The organism is Geodermatophilus sp. SYSU D00696 (genome assembly GCF_054050235.1).
Map to the genome: position 1 here is coordinate 1 of NZ_JBJGYY010000034.1, position 24,897 is coordinate 24,897.

The window sequence follows — 24,897 nt, forward strand, 5'->3', positions numbered from 1 at the left end:
GGTAGAACGGCCGCCGGCCGTAGATGTCGGAGAGCTTGCCGTACAGCGGCGTGGCGATCGTCGAGGTGATGAGGAACGCCGTCGTCGCCCACGCCTGCAGGTCGTAGCCCTGCAGGTCGTCGGCGATCGTGCGGATGGCGGTGGCGACCACGGTCTGGTCGAGGGCGGCGAGGAACATCGCCACCATCAGGCCGACGATGATCGTGCGGATCTGCCGGTGGGTGAAGGCACCACTGGGATCCGCTCCAGCGGCCGCCGCGTGGGCGTCCCCCGGGTCGACCGCCCTGACGCGGGTGGTCTCGTTCATGAGCTCTCCCCGGGGAGGACCGGCCAGGACAGCGCTGCCGACGCCCCACCCGTGTCGTGGTGCCCGGTCCTCGGGGCAGCGGTCGTCGGCGTGGCCTCTCGTGGACCGTCTCGTCCGGCTACCGGCCCCGGATGAGATCTGTGTCAGGACCGGGCCCACGCTAGGGCCGGTCCGGCGACGGCCACATCCGTCGCAGGTCCCGTTCCGGGTGCACGACCATCGAGTAGGGAGGTCCGGGAGGCCCTACGACCCGAGGCGCGGGTCGCCGCCACGGGGCCGGCGCGCCCGGGGCTGGTGAGCCCCGGGCGCGCCGGCTCAGCGGCTCACTTGCGGCCGGGCGTCCAGTCCATGCCCCAGCCGTAGGTGCGGTCGAGCACGTCCTGGCCGCCGTGCACGTAGCGCACCTCGCGGTTGACGACGAGCTGCCCGCCCTGGTTCTGGATCATCGCGATCGCGCAGATCCGGGCCCGCGGGTCGTGCTCGTCGAGACGCACCTCGATCTGCGGCCCGCTCGCCGGGAACATCGTGACGACGGCGTCGGCCTGACCCCAGTTCGGCACGCCCTCGTAGATCAGCGCGAACACCAGGATCCGGCGGATGAGCTGCGTGTGCTGCAGGTCGATCAGCAGGTTCTCGCCGCCGGAGCTCGAGCCCGACCGGTCGTCGCCGTCCAGCCACGCGATCGCCCGGCCGCCGCCCAGGTCGTGCTGGCCGCGGAAGGCGTTGCCCAGCGCCTGGATGACGCCCTTCGACCCGTCGGCGTACTCGTAGAGGCAACCCAGGTCGAGGTCGATCGCCCCGCCGCCGGCGGCCGCGGCCAGCCGCTTGAGGAAGCCGCCGCCACCGCCTCCGCCGCCCCCGGGCCTGGAGTTCCAGTTGAGGTTGACCCTCAGCACGCCCGTGGTGCCGGCCGTCTTGGTCAGCGAGACCGACGGCGAGGACTTGGTGAGCGACACCTTGCTCATGTTCACGCCGCCCGGCTGCGTGGCCGGCGACTGCTGCCCGTACGGCTGCGGCTGACCGTGGGGACCGGGCTGCGGCGGCTGACCCTGCGGCGGCTGGCCCTGCGGCGGCTGGGGCGGCGGGGACTTCGGACGTTTCGTGTAGTCGACCACGGAGACCTCCCGCAGGCCCCCGGCGGACCGGGTCCTGCTCGCTGAGCGGCGGATTGCGTGCCCCGACCCTAGGGGGCGCCCCTCTCCTCCGGTCCGCGCCCCGCGCTCAGCTGGAGGCCTCCGCCACCTCGTCGGCGGGCCCCGTCGCCGCCACGGGCAGCCAGCGGTCCCACCAGTCGAGCAGGTGCTCGAGCCGGGCCGCCCGGTGCCGCGGCCGGCCCGCCGCGGGGTCGTCCCCGGGGACGAGCAGCAGCGCGCTGGGCACCCGCCGGCGCTGCAGCGCCGCGAACAGCCGCCGGCCGGCCCCGGCCGGGCAGCGCTCGTCCTGCACGCCGAGCGTCGGCGTGACGACGGCCGCGACGTCGGCGGGGTCGTCCGCCCCCCACGGGTCGAGCCCCCCGGTCCAGTCGACGACGGCGGCCGCGAACCGGTCGGTGCGGGTCAGCAGCGGCACGCTGCCGGGCCCGCCGGCGAGACCGACCCGGCCGGCGTCGAGGGCGGGGTCGGCGAGGACGGCGTCGAGCAGGCCGAGCACGTCGCCGGCGTCCGCGTCGCACCGCACCACCGCGTAGCCGGCCGAGACGTGCACCTGCACCTCGCCGGCCAGCGACCACTCCGGCCGCGCCGGTCCGGGCTTCAGCAGCACGGGGTGCGGACCCGGCCCCGGCGGCACGGTCACCCACACCCGCTGCTCCGTCCCGTCCGGGGTGACGACGGCGCGCTGCGCGGTGCGGTGCAGCCGACCCGTGGCGCCCAGCGCGGAGCCGAAGCCGGTGAGCAGCCGACGCCTGCTGGGCGTGATCGCGACCAGCTCCCCGGCCGAGCGGTCGTGGGCGACCGTGGCGACGACGACGCCGGCCGCGGCGGAGCACCCGCGCACGGCGAACGGGCCGTCGACCAGCGTCGCGGGCGGGCCCCCGTCGAGCGGCACCCGCACCAGCTCCACGGCACCCTCCCGCTCGGCGCCCACGAGCGCCGCGCCGCCGTCGCGCACGGGCCCCGGCGCGCCGTCGGGCACCGCCCGCCCCGGCACCGGCTCGAGCTCGCCCCCGGACACCGGTACCCGGCACAGGACCGGCGCGGACGCGGTGACGTCGAGACCGTCGGGGCCCAGGTCGGGGCGGGCGACGACGAGGACCGTCGTGCCGGCCGCGTCGAACACCGGCTGCCGGCACGCGCCGCGGCTGCGGGTGACCCGCCGCGGGCGGCCGCCGGTCGCCGGGACCAGGTAGACGTCGCGGACGGCGTCGCGGTCGGCGCCGGGGTGCCGGGCGGCGACGAAGGCGAGGGCGGTGCCGTCGGGCGACCAGGTCACGTCGGCGTCGTGCCCGGCGCCGTCGGTCAGCTGCCGCGGCGCCGGGAGCGCACCGGCGTCGTCGCCCAGCGGGTCCGCCGGCAGGTCGAGGACGACCACGCGGGTCCGTGGCGCACCGGCACGGGTGCTCAGCGACGTGACCAGCCGTGGCCCGTCGTCGGCCTCGGGCACGGGGGCGATCCAGGCCAGCCGCCGGGAGTCCGGCGACCACACCGGGGCGCCGGCGCCGGCCGGCGCGTCGGTGAGCCGCCGGGGGGCGCCGCCGGCGGTGGGCAGCAGGTGCACCTGCGGCGGGCCGCCGAGGGGAGCCGACAGGTAGGCCAGCCAGCGCCCGTCCGGGGAGAACGCCGGCGCGGAGTCGTGCGCGCCGGAGGTGAGCGGGCGGGCCGGCGCGGAGCCGTCGGTGGGCACGGCCCACAGCTGCCCGCGGACGCCGTCGGCGTCGGCCCGGTCGACGGCGACCACCGCCATGCGCCCGTCGGGCGAGACGGTGGGCGTCCCCGGCGTGCGCACGAGGGCGAGGTCGGCGGGCCGCATGGCGCACCGAGCGTAGTGCAGCGCTCACCCCCGGCCCGGGTCCGCGCGGGACCCGGGCCGGGGACGGCGGGCTACTGCTGCTGGGACCGGGCGACGAGCCGGTGGCCCAGCGAGCCGGCCTGGCTGTTGGTGAGCAGCTGCGTCTGGGACTCGACCAGCCGCAGCACGGCCGGGTCCTCGCGGGCGACCTCGGAGGACTGCAGCAGGATCGTGCCCTGACCGGTGAAGTCGTACTGCCGCTCCTCGCCGGAGGCCCGGCCCAGCGCGCCGGAGAGCATCCCGCGCAGGTTCTGGGTCATCCACTGCGCGTCGTGGTGCACCGACGGCGACGGGCAGTCGGCCCAGCCGAGCAGCGCGTCGGGGTCGGCCCGGAACGGCGGCTCGACGAAGATCACCGGCCCGTTGGACGAGGCGATGAACTTCCCCGTCCCGATGAGGGTGACGAAGCCCGGCACGATCGACTGCTTGAGCTCCAGCTGCTTGGAGAAGGCGCAGAGGTTGCTCGCCTTGATCGTCAGGTTGCCGTCGTCGAGGTCGTAGCTGTTGAGGTCGAAGCCCCGGTCGCCGATGAGCAGCTTGCCGTGGCCCTGGGCGACCACCCAGTCGGAGATGTACACCGGACTGGAGAAGCGGGCGGCGACCCACGCCTGCGCCGACGAGTACTCGGTGACCGCGTCGAACTGGATGTTGCCGTAGTACGCGAGCATCGCGCCCTTGCTCATGAACCACTCGCCGTTGAGGGCGATGCAGAACACGTAGGGGTTGACGTTGTCGTCGTCGGGCAGCGTGTGCGGGTTCAGCGTGCTCGGCACGCCGCTGGGCTGGCCGCCCGGCGCCGGCTGGCCGCCGTAGGGCGGCTGCGGCTGACCGCCGTAGGGCTGCGGCTGCCCGCCGGGGTGCTGGGGCGCGCCGTAGGGAGGCTGGCCGTAGGGCGGCTGGCCGTACGCGGGCTGCGGCTGACCGCCGTAGGGCTGCGGCTGGCCGTAGGGCTGGGGCTGGCCGTAGGGGTTGCCCTGCGGCTGGCCGTAGGGGTTGCCGGGTGGGTAGGTCATCTCGTCGCCCTCAGAACTTCTTCTCGCTGGCCTGCACGTACACGGTGCCGTGGCCGCTGATCCTCAGCTGGAACGCCTCGCCGGACCCGCGGCCGACGACGTCGCGGAAGCCGACCTTGGCCGCGAGGTCGACCGACAGCTGGCCGACGTGGCCGACGTAGGCCTGCGGGTCGACGCCGACCTGCTGCCCGGCCAGCTGCAGCGGGAACGCGCCGCCGTGCGACAGCAGCGCGACCGCGCCGCGGCCGTGGACGTTGGTGGTGAACAGGCCCTGCCCGGTCATCGCGCCGCTGATCGCCTGCCGGATGCCGCCCGAGCCGAGGAACTGCACGCTGGTCTGCAGGGTCGCGTCGTGCGCCAGCAGCCGGTCGGCCTCGCACACCAGGGCGGCGTTGCCGTCGAGCTCCAGGACGGTGACGTGCAGGCCCTTGTAGCCGTAGAGCACCTGGCCGGTGCCCTCGGTGGCCATCATCGGGTTGGACTCGCCGGACATCGCCGCCCCGACCATGCCGCCGATGCCGCGGCCCTGCCCGTGCACCGGGCGGAACGTGACCTGCCCGGAGTAGCCGAGCATCGAGCCGCGGCGGGCGAGCACCGGGGTGCCGGGGCCGACGTGCGCGCGCACGACCTTGCTGTTGACGGTCTCGAAGGACATGGCTCAGCGCTCCGCGGACTGGACGAGCACCAGGCCGGAGCCGGTGAAGCGGAGCGAGAACGGTTCGCCGGCGTCCTCGCCGACCAGCGACTTCCACGAGACGCCCGACACCAGGTTCATCGACAGCTGGCCGCGGGAGCCGACGTAGGCGTCCGGGTCGACGACGAGGTCGGCACCGGGCGCGACCTCCAGCGCCATGACCGGGCCCTCGGACACGATCGCCACCTGCCCGTGGCCGGTGACCGTCGTCGTCGCCAGGCCGTGTCCGCTGGTCATGCCGCGCAGGCCGGCGAACTGGACGTCGAGGCGCAGCTGCTCGGTGTGGGCGAGGATGTGCTGGCTCTCGACGGTGAGCGTGTCGCCGGCCAGGTCGACGACGAGGACGTCCATGGCGTCGAGCGCGAGGTAGACGCGGCCGTGGCCGGCGCAGTCCATCAGCGAGAGGCTCTCGCCGGCGACGGCGCGCTTGAGCGCCGCGCGCATGCCGCCGCCCCCGCCCATGCCGGAGCTCTTGAAGTCGACGTTGCCCTCGACGGCGACCATCGAGCCGCTGGCGGCCCGGACGCGGTCGCCCTGGAGGTCGGCGTGCAGGACGCGTTTGTGGGCGGTGAGCAGTGCCACGGATGCCTCTCGGTACGGGGATCGGGACCGGCGGGACCGTAACCGGAGGTCCCCCCGCGCGGAAGGTGCTCCGCCCCGGACCCACTCCCGGGTGTCCCGGACGCACCAGCGGCCCCGGGGCGGGTGCCCCGGGGCCGCTGGGAGGGACGGCGTCAGCGCCGGCCGGCGACGACCTCCTCCTCGCGCGGCTCCTCGGCGTGGGCGGGCACCGCGGCCCGCTCCCGCCGGGACTCCAGGACGCTGCTGACCACCGCGGCGATGATGAACAGCAGGCCGGTCAGGCCGGTGACGTACTCGCTGATGTGGAACCGCAGCTCGAGGATCATGATCGCGGCGAGGAACCCGATGGCCCACATCGCGCCGTGCTCGAGGTAGCGGTACTCGTCGAGGGTGCCCTTGTCGACCATGTAGATGGTCAGCGACCGCACCCAGAAGGCGCCGATGCCCAGGCCCAGCGCGATGATGAAGATGTCGCTGCTCAGGGCGAAGGCGCCGATGACGCCGTCGAAGGAGAACGACGCGTCGAGCACCTCGAGGTAGAGGAACGCGGCGAAGCCGGCGCCGGCCACGGCCTTGGTCGCGGTGCCGGCCGCGTTGCCGCCGGTGGTCGACGCGCCGGTGGCGGTCACGTCGTCGGCGTCGTCGTCCTCCGGGGCCTCCATGAGCTCGTTGAGGCCGCCGATCAGCAGGTAGGTGAACAGGCCGGCGAGGCCGGAGACGAGCACGGTGGCGTACTTGTCGTCGTCGGCGATCTGCGAGCCGATGTAGATGACCGCCAGCGCGATGATGATCGCGAGGTAGGGCAGCTTGCCGGCCTTGGCCAGCGGGCGCTCCAGCCAGGCCAGCCAGTGGATGTCCCGCTCCTCGTCGAAGAGGAAGTTCAGGAAGATCATCAGCAGGAAGATGCCGCCGAAGGTGTAGATCGCCTCGGCCGCGGCCTCGACGTTCTCGGCGTAGGCCTCCTGGTCCGACAGCGCCAGGTCCCACACCTCGGGGATGGACAGCTGCGCGGTGACCGCGACCAGCACGATCGGCAGCAGCAGCCGCATGCCGAACACGGCGATGAAGATGCCGACGTAGAGGAACAGCTTCCGCCACAGCGGGCTCATCCGGCGCAGCACCTTGGCGTTGACCACGGCGTTGTCGAACGAGAGACAGACCTCGAGCACGCCGAGGACGGCGACGGCCAGCAGTGCCGCCGGACCGCCGAACAGCACGGCGGTGACGAGCGCGGCCACCGTCAGACCGACGGAGAAGCCGAAGTAGCGGAGCATCAGGGTTTCCTTTCCGACGCCTGACGGACGAGGCGGCGACGAGTACGGCAGACAGCACCGAGCCGGATCGGCCGGGAGGCGAACCCACGGTCCAACGGGCCCCGGGTGCCAGACGTTCCCGCCGCCCGGGCTGCGGGCGACGGGTGTGACGGAGTCGACCGGACGGGCGGACCGGACCGTCCGTCCGGGAGTGCGCGGTCCCGACGTGGTAGGCACGACGCCGGGGCGCGAGCGCGCCGGCGACGCGGAGGGAGACGGTCGTGGGCGGGCTCGGTGGTGACCCCGCTCCCCGGTGGTGGCGGCGCGACCGGGAGGCCGGCCGGCGCGAGGCGGGCGCGGCCCGCGAGGCCGCCGCCGCGGCGATGCTGGAGCTCGACGCGGCCCTGGCCGACCTGCCCGACGCGGTGGCCGCGGCCGAGGAGGCCGGCGGGACCGCGGGCGCCGGTGGACGACGGGCTCACCACCACATCCCCGTCCCCGACTCGTTGGCGCGCGACTGGCACGACCTCTCGACGCACGCCGACGCGGTCATCGGACACTACCTGCAGGCGCTGGCCGGTCACGACGACGTCGACCCCGGGCGCGCCCGCGCCGCGGCCCGGGAGCTCGACGCCGCCGCGGCCGCGCTGCGCGGGGTCCTCGACCAGGTGCGGCGCTTCCGCGAGCAGTACGGTGAGGTGCTCGCCGCCGCCACCCGCGTCCGGGCCTCCGCCGGCGCGGCCGTCGCCGCGGCGTCGGCCGCGCTGACCGCCGCCCGCGAGGCGCTCGCCGGTTCCGCCGCCACCGGCCTGACCGACCCCGGGGTGCCGGTCCTGCTCGACGACGCCGCCACCGCGCTGGCCGGCGCGGAGGCGGCCCTCGCCCAGCGCCGGGCCGCCGACGCGGTGGCCGCGGCCGAGCGGGCCCGCCGGGCCGCCGACGCGGGGGCCGAGCGGCTCCGGGGGCTGGCCGGCCGTGCCGCCGAGGTGCGCCGCGGCGCGGCGTCGGTGCGCACCCGCCGGGAGGCGCTGGGCACCCGCCACGAGCGGCTGGCGCCGGTGATGAGCGAGCTGCGGCGGCGCTATCCGCTGTCGGCGTGGGCCGACGTCGAGCGTGCGCCGCAGCGGGCGGCCGAGGCGCTGGCCGAGGCCGACGCGGCGCTGACCGCGCTGACCGCGGCGCTGGACGCGTCCCCGGTCGACGTGCCGGAGGCCGCCGCGCAGCTCGTCCGGGTCCGCGCCGCGGCCGGGCGGGTCGACGACGAGGTGCGCGCGGCGACCGAGCGGCTGGCCCGGCTGGACGCCGTCCGGTCCGATCCGGCATCGCTGCTGGGCGCGGTGCAGCGGGCCGTCGTCGACGCCCGGCGGTTCCTGGCCGGGCTGCCCGAGGACCGCGCCCGCCGCTACCGGCGGACCTTCGAGGACCTCGCCCGCCGGCTGCCGGCGCTGGAGGCGGCCGCCCGCGCCGACCGGCCGGACTGGGGCGCGGTGCTGCGGGAGGCCGAGTCGATCGAGCGGGGGCTGGCCGGGCTGGTGCGCACCGCCCGGGCGGAGTGACCTCACGTCCGCTCGAGCAGCCAGCGGACGATCTCCTCCCCCGCCGCGGCTCCGGTGGCCGCGGTGACCGCGACCCGCGCGCCGGTCCAGCCCTGCTCGTGCAGCTCGCCGTGCGCGGGCCGGACGGCGGCGTCGGCGGCGAGCAGCATCGGGGCGTCGAGCAGGCTGTCGCCGGCGCACAGCAGCCGCGGCGCGGGGCCGGCGCCCGCGAGCAGCCGGCGCAGCCGCAGCAGCCCGGCGGCCTTGGACAGCCCCGCGGGGACGACGTAGACCTTGCGGCCCTGCACGCTGAGCGTGGCCCCGGCGGCGGCCGCGGCGGCGCCGGCAGCGGCGAGCCACTCCTCCGGGATCGCCTCGCGCGCGTGCGCGACCAGGTAGCCGAACAGGCCCTCGGCGGCGCGCACGGTGCGCACCCAGGGCTCGCCGGCCACCGCCTCCAGCGGCGCGAGCAGCTCGGCCAGCGGCCCCGCCTGCGCCGCGGTGGCCGCCGCCCAGGCGTCCCACTCGGGGTCCCGCACGCCGTCGGCGAGCAGCACGCCGCCGTTGCCGCACAGCGCGTAGCGGGGCACCACCGGCAGCTGCACCCGCTCGTACTGCGCGGCGGTGCGGGTGGTCACCGGGACGAGGACGGCGCGGCGCGCCAGCTCGGCCAGCAGCTCCCACGACGCCGGGGTCGCGTGGCTCAGCGGGGCGCCGTCGAGGTGCTCGACGACCCGCAGCCCGTCGGTGCCGCCGGCCGCGGACGCGGAGTAGATGAGCGTGCGGTCGAGGTCGACGGCGGCCAGGGTCGCCGGCAGGACGGCGGTCACCGGCCCACCGGCCGGATCAGCCCGACGCAGGAGTAGGGCAGGCCGGGCACCTCGACCAGCGGCACCCCGCGGGCCTGGGCGAGGGCGACGACGTGCCGCAGGTCGGCGGCGCGGTCGGGCCGGACCAGCACCTGCCACGGCACCCGGCGCAGCAGCACCCGGGTGGTCTCCCCCACCCCGGGCTTGACCAGGTTGACGTCGGCGATGCCGTGCTCGGCGGCGATCGCCTCGACCGCCGCCCACCCGGCCCAGGTCGGCCGGCGCCGCGCGGCTGGGACGTCGTCGGCCGGGGCGACGGCGGGGAACGCGGCCGCCACGGTGTCGACGAACAGCGCGGAGACGTCGGCGCCGGCGAGCTCGGCGTAGTACTTCGCGCCGTGGAACATTCCCGGGCCGATGAGGTCCTCGCGCAGCACGGTCCGCGACACCAGCCCGGACACCGTGCTGTTCAGGCAGGCGCTGGGGATGAGGAAGTCGTCGCGGGTGCCGAACAGCTCGGTGCACACACCGGGGTCGGCCAGCACGGCGAGCCGGTCGTCCAGCGCGGCGTGTTCGGGGTGCGCGGCGACCCAGCCGGCGACGGCCTCGGTCAGCTGTCGCTGGATGGCGCCCTTGCCGGTCCAGCCGTCGACGAAGCGCACCGCACCGGCCGGGTGGCGGGCCAGCACGTGCGCCATCGCCACCTGGTCGATGCCGCGGCCGCGGATGATCGAGACGGTGTAGTGCGGCACGTCGATGCCGCGCGAGGCCCGGAACCAGCGGCGCAGCAGCACGCCGATCGGCGTCCCGGCGCGGGCCAGCGAGACCAGGACGGGGGTGTGCCCGGCGGCGGCCGCGGCGTCCCACACCAGCTCGCCGACCCGGGCGACGGCGTCGGCGAGCCGCTCCGCCGACGCCTCCAGCGCGCTGGTGAACAGTGCGAGGTAGGCGTCGTCGGGCTGGTACTCGACCGGCAGCATCTCCGAGTAGTGGGTGCCCGACTGGATGGCCTCCTCGCGGTCCTCGGTGCCGCGCTCGAGCGCCACCCCGGACAGGTCGGTGAGCAGCCAGGTGACGTCCTCGACGGGGTACGAGCCGAACCGGCCGGGCACCGCCGGCGCGAGCGGCGGCTGCAGCGCGGTCACGGGGCCGGCTCCGCCAGCGGCGAGGACAGCGGCACGGGGACCACGTGCACCGCGCGGGCGGCGAACGGTTGCAGCGCCTCCGCCAGCGGCGCGGCGTCGGTGGCCGGGGCGTCGACCACGACCACGACGTCGTCGGCGCGCAGGTCCGACCACGGGCCGGCCGGGGGGACGGCCGCCGGGTCGGCGAGGTTGTGCACCCGCGAGGTGCGGGCGGGCTCGTCGGGGGCGGGGAAGGCCAGGCTGCGGCGCAGGGCGTAGCCGGGGTCGTCGGCGGCGTGCACGGGGCTCCGGGTGGTCGACTGGGTGGTGACGGGGACGTCCGCGAGCCGCCGGTCGAGGGCGGCGGCGAGCACGGTGGGCGCGTACATGAGCTCCTCGGTGCCGAGCACGAGGACGCCGCGGCTACCGGCCAGCGCCGGCGCCAGCGCGGCGGCGGCCGTGCCGGCGGCCGCGTGCAGCCGGGTGGTGCCGGCGGCGGTCAGCCCGTGCCGGGCGGTGGTCGGCGCGCCCGCCGGCCACAGCCCCTCGTGCACGCGGACCGCGCCGGGCGCCCCGGTGGGCAGCGGCGCCGGGCCGGGCAGCGCGGCGCGGGCGGCCGCGGCCCGCTCGAGGACGTCGTCGGGGAGGGTGAGCGCGGTGGTGAGGACGGCGGCGACGTCGACCCGCACGCCCAGCGCGGCGGCCCGCTCGGCGAACGCGGCCCGGGCGGCGGGCGGCCGGGCGTCGAGCAGCGCGCCGATCACGTAGCGCGACCGCGGCCAGCGGGCGTGCAGCTCGGCGACGGTGTTGAGCGCGGTGCGCCCGCTGGTCAGCTCGTCGTCGACCAGCACCAGCGGGCCGGGCGCGGCCAGCGTCACCGGCCCGGCCGGTTGCAGGGCGTGGGCCACGGCGTGGGAGTGCTCCTCCTCGAACGCGGCGGCCACGGGCACGCCGGGGTGCACCCGCCGCGTGGTGGACAGGGCGGTCGCGCCGAGCCGGGCGGCCGCGGCGTGGCCGAGCCCGGTGGCGGTCTCGCAGTAGCCGACGACCAGGCCGGGCAGCTCGCCGCCGAGGACGGCGGCCACGGCGTCGCCGACCGCGTGCCCGGCGGCGAGGACGTCGGCGGGGGCGACCGGGACGTGCTTGCCGAGCACACGGGAGACGACGAGGTGGGCGCGGCGCGGGTTGTCGCGCAGCGCGAGGCCGCACAGCGTGGCGAAGCGGCCGGGGTCGGACGCCCGCACGTCGAGCAGCGCGGAGACGGTGCCGCCCAGCCAGGGGGCACCGGTGATCGTGGTGGTCACGCCCGGTGGACCTCGTTCCCGCCGAACACCTCGGCCAGCCGGCGCTCCCCGGCCGAGAGCAGGTCGACCAGCGCGGCCTCGTCGGCGACCACGCCGTACACCGCGGCGCGGCGGCTGATCAGCTCGGCCCACAGCGCGTGCGGGCCGATCTCGTTCATCCGGCCGTTCTCGGACACCGCGATCCCGCCGCGGCCGCGGGCGGTGAGGATCTCGAGGGCGTCGTCGTACTCGGTGCGGGAGACGGTGAGCAGCGCGTTGACCACCGCGACGTGCGCCGGGTGGATGACGGTCTTGCCGAGCACCCCGTTGGCCTTGTCGAGGGCGACCTCGCGCACCAGGCCGTCGAGGTCGCCGGCGATCATCCGCTGCCGCAGCCGGCCCTCGTGCTGCTCGGTGAACGGCGACTGCCGCAGCTGCGGCTTGAACAGCCGCGGGCCGGGGATGTGCTCCCAGACCGCGCCGGTCACCACGTGCTCGCCGCCCCGGGTGAAGCGGTTGACCACGTCGGCCAGACAGTCGCGGACCACGGCGACGTCCCAGATGGTGGTGTCGCGGTCGCGGCGCAGGCCGAACAGCCCCGACAGGTCGGTGCCGCCCACGCGCAGGCACAGCACCTGCTCACGGTGGGCGGCGACCACCTCGGCGAGGGCGGCCAGCGCGTCGGCGCGGGTCTCCCGCCACGCGAGGTCGGGCGTCTCGAGGATGGGCATGCCGTACAGCGGGTGGCCGGTGTCCGCGCTGACCTCGGCGATCGCCTCGAGCATCGGCCCGAGGGTGGCGCCGGTGGCCTTGGGCAGGCTGAACCCGGTCAGCCGGGACAGCGCCGCACCCGCCCCGACGGCGATCGAGCGGATCTGTTCGGGCGTGCGCACCCGCACGAACACCAGCGGCAGCGGCGCGGTGTCGCCCTCGGCCACCCGGCGGTCGATGCGCTGCAGCGCCGCGACGACGTTGGCCTCGGCCTCCCCCACGGCGGCGTGCGGGATGGCGTCCTCGAGGCACCACACGGTGCTCGTGGCCCCGGCCGCGGCGGCACGGGCGGCGTCGGCATCCAGCAGCGGCCGGGTGCCGGGGGTGTAGAGCGTCGCGCCGAGCGCGAGCGCCAGCATGGCGCGCGGCGTGGCGGGGCCGACCTCCCCCGGCGGGACGGCGAACAGCCGCTCCCGCTCGTCGTCGGTCAGGTAGGCGAAGTGGCGCACGGTCGATCCCTCTCACCCTCTGCTGGATGCGGGCTGGACGGGGCCTGGACGGCCGGTGTGGGTCTCGGGCAGGTGCGGCTCAGGGACGCAGCAGGCCCTGGGCGCGCGCCCGGCGCAGCCAGCCGGGGTACTCGGTCATCAGCCGGTCGAACAGCGCGTCGTCGCTGATCGGCCGGCGGCCCATCAGGTCGTCCTGGTCGACGGCGAAGAAGTCGGCGTTGTCGGTGTAGCGGCCCTCGAGGTCGTCGAGTCGCTGCAGGTAGGAGAACTGCCGCTCCGGGCCGATGCCCATGAACTGCCAGAACACCGGCTCGTAGGACGCCGACCGGATCTGCCGGGTGGCCACCGCCTTGTCGCTGGGGGCGCCGTCGGTCAGGAACATGACGTAGACGGGCACCTGCGCCGGCTGCGGCTCCACGCGCTCGCGGCTGTCGCCGAAGTAGGCCTGCCGGACGGCGGCCATCGCGGCGCCGTAGCGGGTGTCGTACTCCAGCGGGTACCGGGAGGTGAGCTCGGCGATGTACTGCTGGTGGCCCTCCAGCCGCAGACCCGGCTCGGGCCGGTGCACGTCCTTGCCGAAGAGGAAGACGTCGACGACGCCGTCGTCGTCGAAGCGCAGGCCCAGCGCGAGCACCCGCTCGGCCAGCCGCTGGACGGCGCCGGCGCGGTAGAGCGCGGCCATCGAGCCGGAGATGTCGAGGACCAGCGCCACCCGGGCGGTGTGCTCGCCCAGGCCGCGCTTCTCCAGGCTGACCCCGGCGGACTTGACCAGGCTGAGCATCTGCGGCGCCTGCGTGGCGAGCTTCTTCTCGAGGTCGACCAGCCGCCGCTTCTCCATGCTGACCGGCGGCGCGCTCGCGGCAGGTGCGGGCGGCGGGGCGGCGGGAGCGGCCGGCGCCGGGGCAGCGGAGGGCTCGTCGTCGACGCTGACGCCGACGTCGGTGGCCATGGCCGCCAGGCCGCCGGTGTAGCCCTGCCCGACCGCGCGGACCTTCCAGTCGGCCCCGCGGCGGTAGACCTCGGCGAAGACCAGCGCGGTCTCCGGTCCGGCGGCCAGCTCGCAGCGGACCGCCGCCGGCGCGCCGCCGTCGGGCGCCACCTCGACGGCCAGGCCGGTGAGCCCGCCGAAGGTGCCCGCGCCGTCGAGGGAGGCGCCGATGACGACCTTCTCCACGTCGGCGGGCAGCGCGGCCGGGTCGATGCGGACCCGGTCGACGGTGACGCCGCCGCGGACGGACTTGCCGAGGTGGCGCACCGCGCCGCCGGCACCCGCGGGCTGGTTGTAGAAGACGAAGTCGTCGTCGCTGCGGACCCGGCCGGCGCCGGTGGTGAGGAACGCCGAGAGGTCGGCGTCGACGCCCGGCGCCGGGTTCCAGGTGAGGGTGACGACGACGGGACCGGTCAGGCCGGCCTGGGCCAGGCCGACGTTGCCGCCCCGGGTCAGGACGTGGACCACGCTGCCGCCGCTCAGCCGAGGGAGCGGGGTGCGGGCGGGTGGACGGCGGCCACCGGGGCAGCGGGCATGGCGGGGCGGGACCTCCGGGTCTCGGGGGCTGGGTCGGAAGCGCGGGGACAGTACGTCGGGGAGACCCGGAACGGGAGGGGTCGGCGCGCGCGGGGGCACCGGGCCCGGACGGGTGCCGTCCGGGCCCGGTGGCGGTCAGCCGACGTTGACGCCGAAGTCCTGCGCGATGCCGCGCAGGCCGGAGGCGTAGCCCTGGCCGACGGCGCGGAACTTCCAGTCCGGGCCGTTGCGGTAGAGCTCGCCGAACACCATGGCGGTCTCGACCGAGGCGTCCTCGGTGAGGTCGTACCGGGCGATCTCCGAGCCGTTGGCCTGGTTGACGACGCGGATGAAGGCGTTGCGCACGGCGCCGAAGTTCTGCTTGCGGTTGTCGGCGTCGTAGATCGAGACCGGGAAGACGATCTTGTCGACCGTCGGCGGGACCCCGGCCAGGTTGACCTGGATGACCTCGTCGTCGCCCTCGCCCTGACCGGTGAGGTTGTCACCGACGTGGACGACCGAGCCGTCGGGGCTGCGGAGGTTGTTGAAGAAGACGAAGCCCGAGTCGTCGGGGGTGACCTTGCCACCGGCGTCGACCATGATCGCCGACGCGTCGAGGTCGAAGTCGCCCCCGGAGAACGTGTTGACGTCCCAGCCCAGGCCCACGTTCACCGCGGTCAGGCCGGGCGCCTCCTTGGTCAGCGAGACGTTCCCGCCCTTGGAGAGGCTGACACCCATCAGTTGGACTCCCATGTCACTGTCGGTCACGCAGCGGCGGTCGCCGCTGGCGCAGCACGCCGGACGGGCCGGCGCCACCGGGCAGGTGCGCAGGCGCGGGCGCCCGGCGCTGTCCCCCGGCACCGCTGCGCCGGGCCCCGGTCGGGCACCCGGCGGAGCGGACGTGTCTCGGATACTGCCGCACGGTCACCGGGAGCAACAGGCTCGGCAACGCGGGCGGGGTGCCCCGCCCGGGTGACCCCGCGGACCGCGGTCAGGCCGGTGGTGCGGGCCGGGTCGCCGGCCGCGGCTGGTCCTCGCTCTGCCGCTCCGCGGTCGGGACCCCGGTCTCGCCGGCCACCGCGGCCGCGCCCCGGCCGACGGTGCCCTGCGCGGCGGCCTCGCGGGCGTCGCGGCGGCTGCGCGCGAGGCTCGCGACGGTGGTGACGAACAGGGTGACGACGATGACCGCCAGCGACAGCCAGGTCGGCACCTCGGGGATCGCGGTCACGTGCTCGCCGCCGTTGATGAACGGCAGCTCGTTCTCGTGCAGCGCGTGGATGAGCAGCTTGATGCCGATGAAGCCGAGGATCACCGCCAGGCCGTAGTGCAGGTAGACCAGCCGGTCGAGCAGGCCGTCGATGAGGAAGAACAGCTGCCGCAGGCCCAGCAGCGAGAAGGCGTTGGCGGTGAAGACGAGGAAGGTCTCCTGCGTCAGGCCGAAGATCGCCGGGATCGAGTCGACCGCGAAGAGGATGTCGGCGCTGCCGATGGCGACCAGCGCGATGGCCAGCGGGGTGATGTACCGCTTGCCGTCGATCTTCGTGGTCATCCGGTCGGAGTGGTACTCCTGCGTCGTCGGCACGATCTTCCGGGTGAGCCGGAGGAACGCGTTCTCCTTGAACTCGTCGTCGTCGTGGCCGCTGGCCCGCGCCTGGGCGATGGCGGTGTAGATGAGGAACGCGCCGAAGAGGTAGAAGACCCAGCTGAAGTTCTCGATCGCCGCGGCGCCGAGGAAGATGAAGACCGTCCGCAGGACGAGGGCGAAGGCGATGCCGAACAGCAGCACCTTCTGCTGCAGCTCCCGGGGCACCGCGAAGCTGGCCATGATCAGGACGAAGACGAACAGGTTGTCCACCGAGAGGCTCTTCTCGGTGATGTAGCCGGCGAAGTACTCACCGCCGTACTGCGCGCCCGCGAACCACCAGACCAGGATCCCGAACACGATGGCGAGCGCGACGTAGATCGCCGACCAGGTGGCGGACTCGCGCAGGGTGGGCGCGTGCGGCGTGCGCACGTGGCCGATGAAGTCGAACGCGATCATGGCCACGATCGCGGCGACGGTGATCCCCCACACCCAGAGCGGGACGTCCATCAGGCGGTACCTCCGGTCCACTGGCAGCTGTCAGCACCGGAGGTCTCTCCCACCGACCGGGAACCGGTCGGCCGATGGCGCCGGGGCCGCGGCCCGTGCTGACGACACCACCGCGTCGGGATACTCCCCTCCACGCGGGACCGGTACCCGCACAACAGGGCGCGCCACACGGGAGGTCCGCAACGGCCAACGGCCGGTGGACCGTTCCGGGTTCCCGGTCGATCCGGACGGTTGCGTCTGCTTCCTAGGCGTGGGCGGCGTCGAGCTGGCGCAGCTCCTTCTTCAGCTCGGACAGCTCGTCGCGCAGCCGGGCGGCCACCTCGAACTGCAGCTCGCGGGCGGCGGCGAGCATCTGCTCGTTCATCTGGCTGATCAGGTCGGCCAGCTCCGCCCGCGGCAGGCCCTGGACGTCGATGGCGCCGGCCTTCCCGCGGGTCTTCGACGACAGCCCCGGGACCGGTGCCTTGCCGCGCGACTGCTGGCGGCCCGAGCCACCGACCAGCTCCGCGCCGCCGTCCTCGGCCTCGCGGTAGATGCCGTCGAGGATGTCGACGATCTTCTTGCGCAGCGGCTGGGGGTCGATGCCGCGCTCGCGGTTGTAGGCGATCTGCTTCTCGCGGCGCCGGTTGGTCTCCTCGATCGCGGTCGCCATCGAGGGGGTGATCGTGTCGGCGTACATGTGCACCTGCCCGGACACGTTGCGGGCGGCGCGGCCGATCGTCTGGATCAGCGAGGTGCCCGAGCGGAGGAAGCCCTCCTTGTCGGCGTCGAGGATGGCCACGAGGGACACCTCGGGCAGGTCGAGCCCCTCGCGCAGCAGGTTGATGCCGACCAGCACGTCGTACTCGCCCTGCCGGAGTTCCCGCAGCAGCTCCACCCGGCGCAGGGTGTCGACCTCGGAGTGCAGGTACCGCACCTTGATCCCCAGCTCGAGCAGGTAGTCGGTGAGGTCCTCGGCCATCTTCTTGGTCAGCGTGGTGACCAGGACCCGCTCGTCCTTCTCCACCCGCACCCGGATCTCGTGCACCAGGTCGTCGATCTGGCCCTTGGTCGGCTTGACCACGACCTCGGGGTCGACCAGGCCGGTCGGGCGGATGACCTGCTCGACGACGTCGCCCTGGACCCGGCCGAGCTCGTAGGGCCCCGGCGTCGCCGACAGGTAGACCGTCTGGCCGATCCGGTCGGTGAACTCCTCCCACTTCAGCGGGCGGTTGTCCATCGCCGAGGGCAGCCGGAAGCCGTGCTCGACCAGCGTCCGCTTGCGGCTCATGTCGCCCTCGTACATGCCGCCGATCTGCGGGACGGTGACGTGGGACTCGTCGATGACCAGCAGGAAGTCGTCGGGGAAGTAGTCGATGAGACAGGCACCTGCCGAGCCCGCCGCGCGGCCGTCGATGTGCCGGGAGTAGTTCTCGATGCCGGAGCAGAAGCCGACCTGGCGCATCATCTCGATGTCGTAGGTGGTGCGCATGCGCAGCCGCTGCGCCTCCAGCAGCTTGCCCTGCCGCTCGAGCTCGGCCAGCCGCTGCTCGAGCTCGGCCTCGATGGCGGTGATGGCCCGCTCCATGCGCTCGGGGCCGGCGACGTAGTGGGTGGCGGGGAAGACGAACAGCTCCTCGACCTCGCGGACCACCTCGCCGGTCAGCGGGTGCAGGTAGTACAGCCGCTCGACCTCGTCGCCGAACATCTCGATCCGGACGGCGAGCTCCTCGTAGACCGGGAAGACCTCGATGGTGTCGCCGCGCACCCGGAACGTGCCGCGGGTGAAGGACAGGTCGTTGCGGGTGTACTGCTCCTCGACCAGCGTGCGCAGCAACTCGTCGCGGTCGCGCTCCTCCCCCACCGAGATCCGCAGCGCCCGGTCGACGTACTCCTGCGGGGTGCCCAGGCCGTAGATGCAGGAGACGGTGGCGACCACGACGACGTCGCGCCGGGTGAGCAGCGCCTGGGTGGCGGAGTGCCGCAGCCGCTCGACCTCCTCGTTGATCGAGGAGTCCTTCTCGATGTAGGTGTCGGTCTGCGGGACGTAGGCCTCGGGCTGGTAGTAGTCGTAGTACGAGACGAAGTACTCGACGGCGTTGTCGGGCAGCAGCTCCCGGAACTCGTTGGCCAGCTGCGCGGCGAGCGTCTTGTTCGGCGCCATCACGAGGGTGGGCCGCTGCACCTGCTCGATGAGCCAGGCCGTGGTGGCCGACTTGCCCGTGCCGGTGGCGCCGAGGAGCACGGAGTCCGTCTCGCCCGAGTTCACCCGCCGGGCGAGCGCCTCGATCGCGGCCGGCTGGTCGCCCGAGGGCTGGAACTCGCTGACGACGCGGAAACGCCCCTGGGTGGGCCGGATGTCGGTGGTCGCGCGCACGGGAACGACGGTACGACCGACCGGCGACAGAAACCGGTGGGACCGGACGTGGCCCCTGCGACGGACGGGACCGGGGGACGCCGCCGGTTGACCGATCGCGGCCTCGGTGCTCGTGCCGGTGCGGCCCGGGCGCTAGCGTGACGCCTCGCAGGAGCGCGCGCCAGGGACCAGTGCCACCCGGACGCCGGGCGAGGTCGGACCCCGCGACGCGCTCCCCGGACCGGGCCACCGACGGCACCGCCGGACCTGCGCACGACGCCCCCCGCGGCCTGCCGCGGGGGGCGTCGTCGTCCGGGGCGCCCCGGACGGTGGGCGGGAGGCGCGGACGTGACCTCCGCCGCGTCAGGTGTGGAGCCGCCCCTTTCGGGCAAGGGACGCGCGGGCACCCTGTGCCCAGACCCCCTGCCGACGGTCGTGGCGGGGGGCCACCGCGCCCCCTGACCCCGCCGGGGGCGCCCGTGCAGGAGGAAACACGTCCATGACCCAGGTGTGGCCCGGAACGGCCTACCCCCTCGGAGCCACGTTCGACGGCACCGGCACCAACTTCGCGATCTTCAGCGAGGTGGCCGAGAAGGTCGAACTGTGCCTGTTCGACGACGACGGCACCGAGACCCGCATCCGGTTGCCGGAGATGGACGGCTACGTGTGGCACGCGTTCCTGCCCGGCATCCAGCCCGGGCAGCGCTACGGCTACCGCGTGCACGGCCCCTACGACCCCGCGCAGGGGCTGCGCTGCAACCCGAACAAGCTGCTGCTCGACCCCTACGCGAAGGCCATCGACGGCCAGATCGACTGGGACCCGTCGGTCTTCGGCTACGACTTCGACACCGGTGAGCGCAACGACGAGGACTCCGCGGCGCACATGCCGAAGTCCGTCGTCGTCAACCCGTACTTCGACTGGGGCGTCGACCGCCCGCCGAGGACGCCGTACCACAAGACGGTCATCTACGAGGCCCACGTCAAGGGCCTGACCATGACCCACCCCGACGTGCCCGAGGAGCTGCGCGGCACCTACGCCGGCATCGCGCACCCCGCCGTCGTCTCCTACCTGCAGGGCCTCGGCGTCACCGCGATCGAGCTCATGCCGGTCCACCAGTTCGTGCAGGACGACACCCTCCAGCAGAAGGGCCTGCGCAACTACTGGGGCTACAACACCATCGGGTTCTTCGCGCCGCACGACGAGTACGCGAGCAACACCGACAACGGCATGCAGGTGCAGGAGTTCAAGGGGATGGTCCGCACCCTGCACGAGGCGGGCATCGAGGTCATCCTCGACGTGGTCTACAACCACACCGCCGAGGGCAACCACCTCGGGCCGACGCTGTCGTTCAAGGGCATCGACAACCGCGCGTACTACCGGCTGGTCGAGGACGACCCGCAGTACTACATGGACTACACCGGCACCGGGAACACGCTCAACGCCCGGACGCCGCAGGCGCTGCAGTTGATCATGGACTCGCTGCGGTACTGGGTCACCGAGATGCACGTCGACGGCTTCCGCTTCGACCTCGCCTCGGCGCTGGCCCGCGAGCTGCACGACGTCGACCGGCTCTCGGCGTTCTTCGACCTGGTGCACCAGGACCCGGTGGTCAGCCAGGTGAAGCTGATCGCCGAGCCGTGGGACGTCGGCGAGGGCGGCTACCAGGTGGGCAACTTCCCGGCGCTGTGGACGGAGTGGAACGGCAAGTACCGCGACACGGTGCGCGACTTCTGGCGCGGGGAGAGCGCCACGGTCGGGGAGTTCGCCAGCCGGATCACCGGCTCCTCGGACCTCTACCAGCACTCCGGGCGGCGCCCGGTGGCCAGCATCAACTTCGTCACCGCCCACGACGGCTTCACGCTCACCGACCTGGTCTCCTACAACGAGAAGCACAACGAGGCCAACGGCGAGGGCAACAACGACGGCGAGAGCCACAACCGCAGTTGGAACTGCGGCGTCGAGGGGCCCACGACCGACCCGAAGGTGCTCACCCTGCGCGCCCGCCAGCGGCGCAACTTCCTCGCCACGCTGATGCTCAGCCAGGGCGTGCCCATGCTGCTGCACGGCGACGAGCTGGGCCGCACGCAGAAGGGCAACAACAACGGCTACTGCCAGGACTCCCCGCTGACCTGGATCCACTGGGACGAGGTCGACGAGGGGCTGCTGGAGTTCACCAAGCTGGTCACCCGGCTGCGCACCGAGCACCCGACGTTCCGGCGGCGGCGCTTCTTCCACGGCCGCCCGGTCCGCCGGGCGGAGGGCGAGCCGGTGCAGGACATCGCCTGGCTGACCCCCTCCGGTGACCTCATGACCGAGGACGACTGGGACGCCGGCTACGCCAAGTCGATCGGCATGTACCTCAACGGGCACGGGATCCGGTCGACCGACGAGCGCGGCGAGGACGTCGTCGACGACCACTTCTTCCTGGCCTTCAACGCCCACCACGAGCCGATCGAGTTCGCCCTGCCGCCCGAGGAGTACGCGCAGGTGTGGACCGTCGTCCTCGACACCGCCGAGCTGGGCGAGGTCGAGCGCGTCGAGCTCAAGCCGGGCGAGTCGCTGACCCTGCAGGACCGGTCGATGGTCGTGCTGTCGGCCAAGCGCCGCTCGTGAGCGGCCCGACGGGCCAGGAGCGCCGGCGCGCCGTCCCCACGGCGACCTACCGGCTGCAGGTGACCGCCGACTTCACCCTCGACGACGCCGCCGCGGTGGCCGGCTACCTGGCCGACCTCGGTGTCAGCCACGCCTACTCCTCGCCCCTGCTGCGCGCGGCGGCGGGCAGCACGCACGGGTACGACACGGTCGACCACGCGCACGTCGACGAGTCGCGCGGCGGGCGGGCGGGCCTGGACCGGTTCGTCGCCGCACTGCACGAGCACGGCCTGGGGCTGGTGCTCGACCTGGTGCCCAACCACATGGGCGTGGCCGACGCGGCCGAGGCGCCGTGGTGGTGGGACGTGCTGCGGCACGGGCGGGACAGCGCGCACGCGGCGGCGTTCGACATCGACTGGGACTTCGGCGGCCGGGTGCGCATCCCGGTGCTCGGCTCGGCCGACGACGTGGCGGAGCTGGAGGTCGTCGACGGGGAGCTGCGCTACTACGACAACCGCTTCCCCCTCGCCCCGGGCACCGGGGAGGGGACCCCGCAGGAGGTGCACGACCGGCAGCACTACGAGCTGGTCGACTGGCGGCGGGCGGACTCCGACCTCAACTACCGGCGCTTCTTCGCCATCAACACCCTCGCCGGGCTGCGCGTGGAGGACCCCGAGGTCTTCCGCGCCACCCACGAGCTGGTGCTGGAACTGGTGGCCGACGGCGCGGTCGACGGGCTGCGGATCGACCACCCCGACGGCCTGGCCGACCCGAGGGGCTACCTCGACCGGCTGGCCGAGGCCTCGGGCGGGCGCTGGACGGTGGTCGAGAAGATCCTCGAGCCCGGCGAGGACCTCCCGGAGAGCTGGCGCACCGCCGGCACCACCGGCTACGACGCCCTCGCCGAGGTCGACGACGTGCTGGTCGACCCGGCCGGCGAGGCGGCGCTCACCGCGCTGGACACGGAGCTGTCGGGCCGCGAGGTCGACTACGCGCGGCTGGTGCACGACTGCAAGCGCGAGGTCACCGACGGCAGCCTCGGCTCGGAGGTCGCCCGCCTGGTGCGGGTGATCGGCGAGCTGCCCGGGATCGACGTCGAGACGGAGGAGGAGGCGCTGGCCGAGCTGCTGGCCAGCTTCGACGTCTACCGCACCTACCTGCCCGACGGCCGCGAGCACCTCGACGCCACGGTGGCCGCCGTCCGCGACCGCCGTCCCGACCTGGTCGCCGCGGTCGACGCGCTGCACCCGGTGCTGGCGCGGGCCGGCACCGAGGCGGCCACCCGGTTCGAGCAGACCAGCGGCCCGGTGATGGCCAAGGGCGTCGAGGACAGCGCCTACTACCGCTGGGCCCGGTTCGTGGTGCTCAACGAGGTGGGCGGCGACCCGGCCCGGTTCGGCAGCACGGTCGCGGAGTTCCACGAGGCGCAGGCCCGGCGGCTGGCGCGCAAGCCCGAGTCGATGACCACGCTGACCACGCACGACACCAAGCGCAGCGAGGACACCCGGGCTCGGCTGGCCGTGCTCGCCGAGGTGCCCACCGAGTGGGCGGACCTGGTACGCGGCTGGCTCGCGCGCCACCCGCTGCCCGACCGGCCGCTGGCGCACCTGGTGTGGCAGAACCTGGTCGGCGCCTGGCCGCTGTCGCGCGAGCGGGCGCACGCCTACGCCGAGAAGGCCGCCCGGGAGGCGGGCACCTCGACGACGTGGACCGACGTCGACGAGGCCTTCGAGGCGCAGCTGCACGGGATGGTCGACGCCGCGTACGACGCCCCGGCGACCAACGCCGAGATCGAGGCGTTCGTCGCCCGCATCGGCCCGGCCGGGCGGTCCAACGCGCTGGCGCAGAAGCTCGTGCAGCTGACCATGCCCGGCGTCCCCGACGTCTACCAGGGCACCGAACTGGAGGACCGCTCGCTGGTCGACCCCGACAACCGCCGCCCGGTCGACTACGACGAGCGCCGGCGGCTGCTGGCCCGCCTCGACGGCGGTGAGGTGCCCGGGGTCGACGACACCGGCGCGGCCAAACTGCTGGTCACCTCCCGGACGCTGCGGCTGCGCCGGGACTCCCCGGAGCTGTTCTCCGGCTACACGCCGGTCGAGGCCACCGGCAGCGCCGCCTGCTCCGTCGTCGCCTTCGACCGGGGCGGAGCGGTCACGGTGGCGACCCGGCTGCCCGTGGCGCTGGCCGCCACCGGCTGGGGCGACACCGCGCTGGCGCTGCCCACGGGCGCCTGGCGCGACGTGCTGACCGACACCCGGGTCGTGGCCGACGCCGGCGGGGCGCCCGTGGCGGGCCTGCTCGCCCGGCTGCCCGTGGCGCTGCTCGTCCGAGGATGAGACGGAGGTCACGGCGGCGCCGCCCGGCGCCGCCGTGACCTGCGGTGCCGCGCCCGGGCCGGACCCGGGACGCCGGGCGGCACGCCGTGACGGGTGGGGCCGGTGTGCCGCCCCGTGATGCGACCGTTACCTTGGCTCCCGCACGCGGCCGACCGACGGCGGCGTGCCGGAGCCGGTCCGCCGAACCCCGTCCGCCGGGCTCCGTTCCTCCTGCACAGCCAGGACGGGGGTGGGGGACCCATCTCGGCGTGTGCGCCGCGGTCACGGGGGGACCGGACGCAGCGCCTGGGGGTGAAGCCGCACACGTGCGGCCGGGGCACCGATCGCTCCGAACCCGACAGCTCACCTCGCAGGCGGCGGATCGGAGATCCCGCATGCGCACGTCCACGTCCTTCCTCCGCCGTGCCCTCGTGACGACCGGCGTGGCCGCGGCCGCGATCGGCGTCGCGGCCGGCCCGGCCTCGGCCGCCGCCCCCAACGACTGGGACGCCGTCGCCCAGTGCGAGTCCAGCGGCAATTGGAGCATCAACACCGGCAACGGCTACTACGGCGGCCTGCAGTTCAGCCAGAGCACCTGGGAGGCCTTCGGCGGCCTCGACTACGCCCCGCGCGCCGACCTGGCGACCAAGGCGCAGCAGATCGCCGTCGCCGAGGCCACGCTCGACGTCCAGGGCCCGGGCGCCTGGCCGACCTGCGGCAAGAACCTCGACCCGTCGGCGCCGGAGGCCGGCTCGCCCGAGGCCGCGGCTGCCCCGGCCCCCGCGCCGGCCCCCGCGCCGGCTCCGGAGCCGGCCGCCGCTCCTGCCCCCGCTCCCGCTCCGGCCGCCGAGGAGCCGGCGCCGGCACCGGCCGAGGACGCCGACCGCAGCTGGGACCGCGGCTCCCGCTGGGACCGCGGCGACGGTGAGGGCGGCTCCTACGTCGTGAAGAGCGGCGACACCCTCGGCAAGATCGCGGGGGCGCAGGGCGTCGACGGTGGCTGGCGGGCGGTGTGGGCCGCCAACCGCGACGAGTGCAGCGACCCGAACCGGATCTACGTCGGTCAGGAGCTGCAGCTCCCGTGAGTCCTCCGGCAGCCGGGGGGTCCTCCCCCGGCTGCCGGGAGCCCGGGGGTCTCGGCCGGCCGTGAGCCGCGCGGCCGCCGGGGGACCCGCTCCCCCGCGGGCCGCCGCCCGCGGCGGTTGACCGCTCCCCCAGCGGGCAAGAGG

Annotated in this window: 19 protein-coding genes and 1 riboswitch; of the genes, 4 read left to right on the forward strand and 15 right to left on the reverse strand. The window is 74.8% G+C overall.

Going from position 1 to position 24,897, the window contains the following annotated elements; all coding sequences use genetic code 11:
* From ACI79O_RS18750 to ACI79O_RS18780, 7 genes are all read right to left on the reverse strand, one after another.
* Positions 1 to 307: MFS transporter (locus tag ACI79O_RS18750; protein WP_456914893.1), on the reverse strand; the 307-nt coding region annotated here is incomplete at its 3' end.
* A gap of 323 nt (positions 308 to 630) precedes the next feature.
* Positions 631 to 1,422, reverse strand: coding sequence for a TerD family protein (locus ACI79O_RS18755; protein WP_456914894.1), 792 nt, complete (start codon positions 1,420 to 1,422; stop codon positions 631 to 633).
* Positions 1,423 to 1,528: 106 nt separating this feature from the next.
* Positions 1,529 to 3,274, reverse strand: a complete 1,746-nt coding sequence (locus ACI79O_RS18760; protein ID WP_456914895.1) for a prolyl oligopeptidase family serine peptidase — start codon at positions 3,272 to 3,274, stop codon at positions 1,529 to 1,531.
* Between the two features lie 71 nt (positions 3,275 to 3,345).
* A complete protein-coding gene (locus ACI79O_RS18765; protein WP_456891893.1) occupies positions 3,346 to 4,326 on the reverse strand; it encodes an AIM24 family protein in 981 nt (326 codons plus the stop codon).
* Positions 4,327 to 4,336: 10 nt separating this feature from the next.
* Positions 4,337 to 4,981, reverse strand: a complete 645-nt coding sequence (locus ACI79O_RS18770; RefSeq protein ID WP_456891892.1) for an AIM24 family protein — start codon at positions 4,979 to 4,981, stop codon at positions 4,337 to 4,339.
* 3 nt (positions 4,982 to 4,984) lie between these two features.
* Positions 4,985 to 5,602, reverse strand: a complete 618-nt coding sequence (locus ACI79O_RS18775) for an AIM24 family protein (protein ID WP_456874240.1) — start codon at positions 5,600 to 5,602, stop codon at positions 4,985 to 4,987.
* Between the two features lie 152 nt (positions 5,603 to 5,754).
* Positions 5,755 to 6,876, reverse strand: a complete 1,122-nt coding sequence (locus tag ACI79O_RS18780; protein WP_456891890.1) for a DUF475 domain-containing protein — start codon at positions 6,874 to 6,876, stop codon at positions 5,755 to 5,757.
* A gap of 260 nt (positions 6,877 to 7,136) precedes the next feature.
* Between ACI79O_RS18780 and ACI79O_RS18785 the strand changes: the two genes are divergently transcribed.
* The gene (locus ACI79O_RS18785) at positions 7,137 to 8,411 is read left to right on the forward strand and encodes a hypothetical protein (protein ID WP_456914896.1); all 1,275 of its coding nucleotides are present in this window, start codon (positions 7,137 to 7,139) and stop codon (positions 8,409 to 8,411) included.
* 2 nt (positions 8,412 to 8,413) lie between these two features.
* Here the strand turns inward: ACI79O_RS18785 and ACI79O_RS18790 are convergent, their stop codons facing one another.
* The 8 genes from ACI79O_RS18790 to uvrB form a co-directional block, all read right to left on the reverse strand.
* Entirely contained in the window at positions 8,414 to 9,220 is an 807-nt protein-coding gene (locus tag ACI79O_RS18790; RefSeq protein ID WP_456891887.1) for a hypothetical protein, read from the reverse strand.
* Positions 9,217 to 10,344 carry a cysteine protease StiP family protein gene (locus tag ACI79O_RS18795; RefSeq protein ID WP_456891885.1) on the reverse strand — a complete coding sequence of 376 codons (1,128 nt, stop codon included), beginning with the start codon at positions 10,342 to 10,344 and terminating at the stop codon, positions 9,217 to 9,219. The genes ACI79O_RS18790 and ACI79O_RS18795 overlap by 4 nt, the downstream gene beginning before the upstream one ends.
* Positions 10,341 to 11,627, reverse strand: a complete 1,287-nt coding sequence (locus tag ACI79O_RS18800) for a phosphoribosyltransferase domain-containing protein (RefSeq protein WP_456914897.1) — start codon at positions 11,625 to 11,627, stop codon at positions 10,341 to 10,343. The genes ACI79O_RS18795 and ACI79O_RS18800 overlap by 4 nt, the downstream gene beginning before the upstream one ends.
* Positions 11,624 to 12,826, reverse strand: coding sequence for an HpcH/HpaI aldolase/citrate lyase family protein (locus ACI79O_RS18805; RefSeq protein WP_456891881.1), 1,203 nt, complete (start codon positions 12,824 to 12,826; stop codon positions 11,624 to 11,626). The genes ACI79O_RS18800 and ACI79O_RS18805 overlap by 4 nt, the downstream gene beginning before the upstream one ends.
* 79 nt (positions 12,827 to 12,905) lie before the next feature.
* A complete protein-coding gene (locus tag ACI79O_RS18810; protein WP_456914898.1) occupies positions 12,906 to 14,282 on the reverse strand; it encodes a VWA domain-containing protein in 1,377 nt (458 codons plus the stop codon).
* A 204-nt stretch (positions 14,283 to 14,486) separates the two neighbouring features.
* Positions 14,487 to 15,083, reverse strand: a complete 597-nt coding sequence (locus tag ACI79O_RS18815; RefSeq protein ID WP_456874248.1) for a TerD family protein — start codon at positions 15,081 to 15,083, stop codon at positions 14,487 to 14,489.
* Positions 15,084 to 15,321: 238 nt separating this feature from the next.
* Positions 15,322 to 16,422 (reverse strand): TerC family protein, encoded by a 1,101-nt coding sequence (locus tag ACI79O_RS18820; protein ID WP_456914899.1) that lies wholly within the window; start codon positions 16,420 to 16,422, stop codon positions 15,322 to 15,324.
* A gap of 244 nt (positions 16,423 to 16,666) precedes the next feature.
* Positions 16,667 to 18,778, reverse strand: coding sequence for an excinuclease ABC subunit UvrB (gene uvrB, locus ACI79O_RS18825; protein ID WP_456891875.1), 2,112 nt, complete (start codon positions 18,776 to 18,778; stop codon positions 16,667 to 16,669).
* 478 nt (positions 18,779 to 19,256) lie between these two features.
* Between uvrB and glgX the strand changes: the two genes are divergently transcribed.
* From glgX to ACI79O_RS18840, 3 genes are all read left to right on the forward strand, one after another.
* A complete protein-coding gene (glgX, locus tag ACI79O_RS18830) occupies positions 19,257 to 21,371 on the forward strand; it encodes a glycogen debranching protein GlgX (RefSeq protein ID WP_456891873.1) in 2,115 nt (704 codons plus the stop codon).
* Positions 21,368 to 23,689, forward strand: coding sequence for a malto-oligosyltrehalose synthase (gene treY, locus ACI79O_RS18835; RefSeq protein ID WP_456914900.1), 2,322 nt, complete (start codon positions 21,368 to 21,370; stop codon positions 23,687 to 23,689). Before glgX ends, treY begins: the two co-directional genes overlap by 4 nt.
* Positions 23,690 to 23,932: 243 nt before the next feature.
* A riboswitch (cyclic di-AMP (ydaO/yuaA leader) is annotated at positions 23,933 to 24,060 on the forward strand.
* A 3-nt stretch (positions 24,061 to 24,063) separates the two neighbouring features.
* Positions 24,064 to 24,753 carry a transglycosylase family protein gene (locus ACI79O_RS18840; RefSeq protein ID WP_456914901.1) on the forward strand — a complete coding sequence of 230 codons (690 nt, stop codon included), beginning with the start codon at positions 24,064 to 24,066 and terminating at the stop codon, positions 24,751 to 24,753.
* The last annotated feature ends 144 nt before the right edge of the window (positions 24,754 to 24,897 follow it).

Excerpts from the sequence above, each read along its gene's own strand:
- ACI79O_RS18760 (WP_456914895.1), bottom strand. The coding sequence starts at position 3,274 with ATGCGGCCCGCCGACCTCGCCCTCGTGCGCACGCCGGGGACGCCCACC.
- ACI79O_RS18765 (WP_456891893.1), bottom strand. The coding sequence starts at position 4,326 with ATGACCTACCCACCCGGCAACCCCTACGGCCAGCCGCAGGGCAACCCC.
- ACI79O_RS18770 (WP_456891892.1), bottom strand. The coding sequence starts at position 4,981 with ATGTCCTTCGAGACCGTCAACAGCAAGGTCGTGCGCGCGCACGTCGGC.
- ACI79O_RS18780 (WP_456891890.1), bottom strand. The coding sequence starts at position 6,876 with ATGCTCCGCTACTTCGGCTTCTCCGTCGGTCTGACGGTGGCCGCGCTC.
- ACI79O_RS18815 (WP_456874248.1), bottom strand. The coding sequence starts at position 15,083 with ATGGGAGTCCAACTGATGGGTGTCAGCCTCTCCAAGGGCGGGAACGTC.
- ACI79O_RS18820 (WP_456914899.1), bottom strand. The coding sequence starts at position 16,422 with ATGGACGTCCCGCTCTGGGTGTGGGGGATCACCGTCGCCGCGATCGTG.
- glgX (WP_456891873.1), top strand. The coding sequence starts at position 19,257 with ATGACCCAGGTGTGGCCCGGAACGGCCTACCCCCTCGGAGCCACGTTC.
- ACI79O_RS18840 (WP_456914901.1), top strand. The coding sequence starts at position 24,064 with ATGCGCACGTCCACGTCCTTCCTCCGCCGTGCCCTCGTGACGACCGGC.